We start from the raw sequence: 6,563 nt of genomic DNA, 5'->3' as shown, positions 1-6,563 counted from the left end.
CCAAGTGATGTTACGGGTAGCGTAACTGAGTGCCCACCCAGGTCATTGATTGCTATATCAAAGGAAACATATGTTCGGGTACTGGGTTTTTCAAAGATCAGGCCAAACGCTTTGCCTTCCAGTATTTTTTTGTTTTTCTTTTCCTTTTTGAGCTTTTGCGATAATTCCAGAATGGAATTAATTTCTTTTGCGGATAGATCAACTAAAGATAAAAAATCTCTTTTTTTCATATTAAAATACCTTTTGTTAAGTTAACTTTTAATCATTGTGCCGATCCCGTAGTCGGTAAAAAGTTCCAGAAGGATCGAATGTTCAATCACACCGCTGATGATATGCACATTATGCACACCATTTTCGATTGCTTTCAAGAGTGAATTTACTTTTGGGATCATTCCGCCGCTGATTGTTGTATCTTTTATTTTTTGTTTGATTTCAACCTGAGTTAATTGTTTTATCAGGTTTTTATCCTTATCCAGAATGCCATCAACATTAGATAATACTATCAGTTTTTCGGCTTGCAGAGCGATAGCGATATCGGTAGCGGCATAATCGGCATTGATGTTGTAACTGTTCCCTTGTTTATCAAATCCTATTGAGGATATAACTGGTATGTGTCCGCTTTCCTCCAGAATTTTGATAATGTCCGCATTTATATTAGTTATTTCACCGACAAGACCCAGATCCTGTTCTGTATATTTTTTAGCCTCAATGAGCTGTGCATCTTTGCCGCAAAGGCCCACTGCCTTGCCTCCGGCGCTGTTTATTAAATTGACAATAGATTTGTTAATCTTGCCGGACAGTACCATTTCTATGACTTCCATGGATTCTTTGGTAGTGACCCGCTGGCCGTCAATAAATTTGCTTTCAATTCCTACTTTTTTAAGCCATTCGGTGATCTCAATACCGCCGCCATGAACAATTACAGGGTTTATGCCTACATATTTCAATAAAACAATATCGGTAATAACGGATTCCTTTAGCTTTTCATCTTCCATGGCACTGCCGCCATATTTGATTACTACAGTTTTACCTGAAAATTTTTGAATATATGGAAGCGCCTCCAGAAGCACTTTTGCTTTTTCTATATATTTATTTATCATGGAGTTATTTTATATAAATTTCAGCAGTAGCGCAAGTTAATTATGAGTGGGCGGGGTCGATAATGCTATCGTATCAGGAATTCAGATATTTTTTAAAATATATTTTGTAATCCTTTGGCTGGCTTTTCCATCTCCATAAGGATTATGAGCTTTAGCCATTTTTTCATAAGCATTGCTGTCGGACAGGAGTTTTCCCGTTTCTTTAATAATCATATTTTTATTTGTACCCACGAGTCTGACTGTTCCGGCAGCAATTCCTTCCGGGCGTTCGGTGGTATCGCGCATAACCAGTACAGGTTTGCCCAGGCCCGGAGCCTCTTCCTGTATGCCTCCGCTGTCTGTTATGATCAGGCAGGCTTTGTTCATAAGGTACACAAAAGGCAGATAATCCAACGGTTCGATGAGATAAATATTTTTAATATTTTTTAAAATTTCGAAAACAGGTTTGCGTACATTGGGATTCAAGTGCACGGGATAAACGATATCTATATCCGGATGCTTCAGCGCTATCGTTTTTAAAGCTTCACAGATATTTATAAAACCTTCACCGAAATTTTCGCGGCGATGGCCGGTAACTAGTATTAGTTGTTTTGTTGTTGAATCGTTGAGCCGTTGAGTTGATTTTTTCAGAGCACCGAGCTCCGAGCCCTGAGCCCTGAGCTTTGTAATATTATATCCATAATCCTTGATAGTATTTTCCAGTTCCTTTTCCAGCTTGGAATTATTTTTTATTTTTTTTGTAATAAGCTGCAAGGCATCTATTACCGTATTCCCTGTGACCAGAATATTGTTCAGGGGGATATTTTCTTTAGCCAGGTTGTTCAGATTTTGTTCGGTCGGAGCAAAGTGATAAGTGCATATGCGATCGCTTATCTGCCTGTTAACTTCTTCTGGCCAGGGAGAGAACAGATTATAAGTACGCAGCCCCGCTTCCACATGACCGACGGCAATTTTTTGATAGAAAGCAGCTAGTGTGGTTGCCAAAGTGGTAGTTGTATCGCCGTGCACCAAAACCAGATCAGGCTTAAAATGCTGCAGTACTTTTTTCATTTCCAGCAGTACCCTTGAAGTAATATCGTAAAGGTCCTGGTTCTTTTTCATAATATTCAGATCAAAGTCGGGTTTTATGTCAAATATCTGTAGCACCTGGTCCAGCATTTGCCTGTGTTGGGCAGTGACGCAGACTTTAGTAATAATTTTTTTTGGGTGTTTTTTCAGTTCCAATACGACCGGTGCCATTTTAATGGCTTCAGGCCGGGTTCCGAAAACAACGAGAACTTTTTTCATTTAACATAGTATAAGGGTAGATGGGTAAATGAGTAAATGGGTATAAGAGTATAAGGGTAAATGAGTAATATGTTATTGACTATAAACCTCTGGCTCTTAGTGCTTGTTCCAACTCTCCTCTTATTTGCTCGGTAGTTTTGTATAGAGCGTCATAATCCAGTTTTCCTGTTCCCGGTATCATGAAATTAAAAATATCACATGAATCGACAGTGTTTACTATTTTTATTTCCACATCTCTGTCCGGATTTGTAGTGTCGATAAAATATGCATAAATATGGCTGTTGTATAAACCGCTTACCCAGATCTCCAGTTGAGTGAAGCCAAGCTCATTCGCCATTCCCATAATTTTCATCGTATAAATTCCCGCAGGTATTTCCATTTCCGCAATCCCTGTATTAAAAAGTGTCAGTAATCCGTTGATTATATCCTGCGCTACTCCCTTTTCTTCCAAACCGATTATATCTTCTTCCGATACAGAGGGTTTGAATTTTGATAAATCCTGGGAATAACAATCGGTTTCAAACAGATTTCTGATCTCCCATTGTGTCTCTTCAGGTAACATCCATTTAGGTATCCCGGAATCAAGCATAAGTGTCGCTTTTTGTAACACGAATGCTCTTGGTTCTTTTTGCGGAATTATTTTTAATAGCATCAAAGCTCCTTACCTTCGAGATTTCACAATATTATTTTTATCGTAGGGAGAAATAATAAATTGCAGAATAAATATAAGTTTTATGAATTTGCTGTTTTTTGCAGACGATAGTAAGCTATGCCGTCACGCGATTCTTTTTTCTTTTGTTCCATAGTGCCTCTGAAATTGTTATATTCCCAGAATCTGGTCGAACGTTTATCCAGCTTTAATCCGGATTCATTGGCTATTTTTTGAAAAGTTGTGCTGAAAAATCTTTCATAGCCGTAAGCTTCGGAGATATTATTATCAGGCAGAGGAAGGTAGGTAAGAACTTCCACTGTGCCGTTTCCCCGCAAATGTCCGGCAGCGGTTCGCAGCATCTGTCGAACATCCATATCTCCCAGTGATTCCATAAATAAAATATGGTCATATTTTTCAGGCAGGTCGTGTTTCACGATCAGTTCAGGCAGTTTTTGCGCGTCACCTTTTATTACTTGTATTCCGTTATTTGACGCAACTTTGGAAAGTCCCCGGGCCAGATCTATTCCGAACACTTTATGTCCGTCAGTCGGCAGCTGTTTTTCAAAAACTCCTTTACCCAAGCCCAAAGACAGGATTGTTTTATTCTGCCCTAACTGTTTTGCCAGAAAGTCCTGGACCTCAGTAGAGCTGCTGCTTATAGTGAACCAATCGGTATCTTTATCGTAGTCTTGTCCAAGTTCATTTGCGTTCATCAGGTATTGAAACGCCGAATACATTACATGTGCTAAAGCCATATCCGGGTTTGCCAACTTATAGAGCAGACCTGCCGTAACTTTTAGGGTTCGGCCGGGAAAGCGAGCTTTGTACAGATTGATAAGTTTCTTTAGCGCATATAATAGTTGAGATTTTGTGGATGTACTTTTTAAAGCGCTGATTTTATCTATTAATTCGGCTGTTTTTTTAGGATTTGATATTACGGAGGTTTCTATCGTAGTTTCTTGTTTGCCCGGATAGATCAATAACATGTCCTGAGCATTCTCAGAAATATCAGTATATCCGTGATTAGGCAGATCGGCTAAAAAAACAAGCGACGTATTCCCCTGTTTTATTTTTATGGCAGGGAACGTTTCCTTTAATAATTGCGCGGTCTCGGGTAATCCCAGATTCATTTTTTGTATGGACTTTTGGGGTATGATCACCGGGACATTCATCTCGGAGGCCATGTCAAAAACATCTTCCAGTGTTTTCCACCAGCTGGACAGGTTAGTGCCGTAATAACCGTATTGTTTATCCACAAGGATCGCAGTTTGCTTTTTATTCAGCTCTACCAGACGCAGTATGAGATTGCTGAAGATAGTTTTTTTGTCGGGGTCCTCAAAGTAAGAGACCAAAAAGGTAGGATTCAAGATTATGCTGATCAGTTTGTCAGTATTGGAACCTTTTACAAAATCCAGACATTCTCCTCTCAGTACCGATAATATTTTATAGGGATCGCTGCTCAGTTCATGAGTTACCTGCAAATTCCGCATGGGTTCGTCGGTTTTTATCAGGGTATTGATCTTGCTGATATAACCGTCATAAGCTTGTTCTTCGTTTATTGCTTTCAGACAGCCTTTTAACCGGTTATCGGTATGTTTCAGGAATTCAAAGAAGCTCTTCAATTCGCCAAGAAGGTTTTGACCTTGTTCAACCAGTTTCATCACTTCTTTATTATTTTTATAATTTTTTCCCAGTTTGGTTATAGCCTCATTAAAAACCTTAAAGCTGCTGATATTAGGGATGTCCAGTATATCACCGAAGAACTGGAAGTCATGCATCAGTTTTTTTAATTCTTCCACATAACCCTTTATTTTATTTTCCACACCCGATTGTGGGTCATATATCTTAGTGAGGAACATGGCCACTGCATACTGTTTTTGAATAAAACTTGCCTCTTCATAGGCCTGCTTTGATGAAGTTTTAATTTCTTCAATATCCTTTGGGTTGACTAGTTTTTTTCCAATGATATCTTTTAAGCTTAAGCTTAATAAGTCTGAATCAGCGGTCAGATCAAAAATTTTAGCAAGCACGCTGTTGATTTCATCCCGGGAATTAGATTTAATGATCCCGCTGAATTCTTTGGCCAGATATGTAAAAAACAACAGGGCTTTCTGGAATTGTTCCAAGCCTTCTGCGCTGTTTTTTTGCGCCAGGGCCCTGTTTAGCAGTTCCCTGAACTTTGGCGAGAATTCATCCAGAGCGCCGGCGAACGCTGAATGCCAGATATTATTAAGATTGTCGGTGATGTTACTGACATCAATGGTTAATTCGGTTTTTTTATTCAGATATTTTACAGGCCAGGAAGCAGCAGGCCAGTGCATTTGTCTTTGCAGTAAATAGTTATTGATCGTTTCCCATTCCTTTAGTGTGAAGAATTTTTTCAATTTATCCGCTGTATATTCTGGATCGAATTTAAGCAGGTCAAGTTCTCCGGCTATACTCGCCAGGCTTATCAGCTTTAATAAGCTTTTCCAGTCATAATTGTAACTGCCGCGATCGTTGCTGTCTCGTTTGATCAGAGCGTTGATCCAGGGTAGTAGAAAATTCTGTACGGAACTTTGTTTTTGGTCAAAATTCTGAGACATCTCCCTGGTAAAACAGGATTTATCAAGGTTGATCATCGCTAATCCCAAAGCCTCACGAAAATTTAATAGATCACTTAATAGTTGGTCAAAGTTGTTCGTCTGTTTGATAGATCTGTATAAACAGGACATCTGGTTGACGAAATTTAATTGTGTTAATTTATTTAATGTGGCGTAGATAGGTGACAACGCCTTATGAAGCTCGGCAAGTTTATCAGTTCCTACATTTTTCAGGATAGGATTCTTCATTATATGCAGGTGAAGGTCCAGCAAATGACCTGACCTGTTGTTGTTTTGTTCAAAAATATTAATGATTTCTTTTAATTGTTGGCAATAATTTTTAAGTTCTTTTTCCGAAACAGCAGAGAAATAACCAAGGTCCCGGTATGTTCCCATGAATTCTGTGTTTTCAGTCTTTTTATAGCTCAATGTAAGGGATATTTCCAAAGGAAAAGAAGGGAAGCTTTTTAAATTCTCTATAAATATTTTTTTATTTTCTTCAGTAATGATGTTATCGGAAACCAGGCCTTTCAGACTATCAAATGAGTTACCTGACATGTAACGTTTTGCATTGTGCAGGCTTATTGCCACATCTGTTAATAATATGATGTCGGCGCGTATTTCCTCTTTTCCTCCCATAAAGTCTAATTTTTCTATTTTTCCAAGTAATCCATTTTTAGCCTGAGTACTCAATTTGTCGCTTCCCAGTACCAGGTGCAGATTTTTGGCGTATTCGTAAATCGAGTCAAAATCAGTGGTTGGCTTAATTTTGTCATCGCAGACATTCAGAGCTGATATAAATGTGTACATGAAATTTTGACCTGCCTCCCTGCAAAATCTTTGCAGATAAGGCAGCAGTTCATTTAAATCCAGATTTTTCCAGGATAAAAGTTTTCTCAACATGAAAAAATTTCTTTTTAAATGTTCCTCACTGGAAAGCAA

The 6,563-nt window shown here is 38.6% G+C and carries 5 protein-coding genes; all 5 read right to left on the bottom strand.

Going from position 1 to position 6,563, the window contains the following annotated elements:
• A partial coding sequence (locus PHV30_11665; GenBank protein MDD5457671.1) for an ornithine carbamoyltransferase occupies nt 1-230 on the bottom strand: 230 nt, incomplete at its 3' end.
• 21 nt (nt 231-251) lie between these two features.
• Nucleotides 252-1,100, bottom strand: coding sequence for an acetylglutamate kinase (gene argB / locus PHV30_11660; GenBank protein ID MDD5457670.1), 849 nt, complete (start codon nt 1,098-1,100; stop codon nt 252-254).
• An 81-nt stretch (nt 1,101-1,181) separates the two neighbouring features.
• A complete protein-coding gene (wecB, locus tag PHV30_11655) occupies nt 1,182-2,387 on the bottom strand; it encodes a UDP-N-acetylglucosamine 2-epimerase (non-hydrolyzing) (GenBank protein ID MDD5457669.1) in 1,206 nt (401 codons plus the stop codon).
• A 79-nt stretch (nt 2,388-2,466) separates the two neighbouring features.
• Entirely contained in the window at nt 2,467-3,039 is a 573-nt protein-coding gene (locus PHV30_11650) for a hypothetical protein (protein ID MDD5457668.1), read from the bottom strand.
• 80 nt (nt 3,040-3,119) lie between these two features.
• A partial coding sequence (locus PHV30_11645) for a hypothetical protein (protein MDD5457667.1) occupies nt 3,120-6,563 on the bottom strand: 3,444 nt, incomplete at its 5' end.

Source organism: Candidatus Margulisiibacteriota bacterium (assembly GCA_028715625.1).
Lineage (GTDB): Bacteria > Margulisbacteria > Riflemargulisbacteria > GWF2-35-9 > GWF2-35-9 > JAQURL01.
This window is presented reverse-complemented; position numbering and strand designations above follow the sequence as displayed.

What these genes read in the sequence shown, in the direction of transcription:
- PHV30_11650 (MDD5457668.1), bottom strand. Translation starts at nt 3,039, where the DNA reads ATGCTATTAAAAATAATTCCGCAAAAAGAACCAAGAGCATTCGTGTTA.
- wecB (MDD5457669.1), bottom strand. Translation starts at nt 2,387, where the DNA reads ATGAAAAAAGTTCTCGTTGTTTTCGGAACCCGGCCTGAAGCCATTAAA.
- argB (MDD5457670.1), bottom strand. Translation starts at nt 1,100, where the DNA reads ATGATAAATAAATATATAGAAAAAGCAAAAGTGCTTCTGGAGGCGCTT.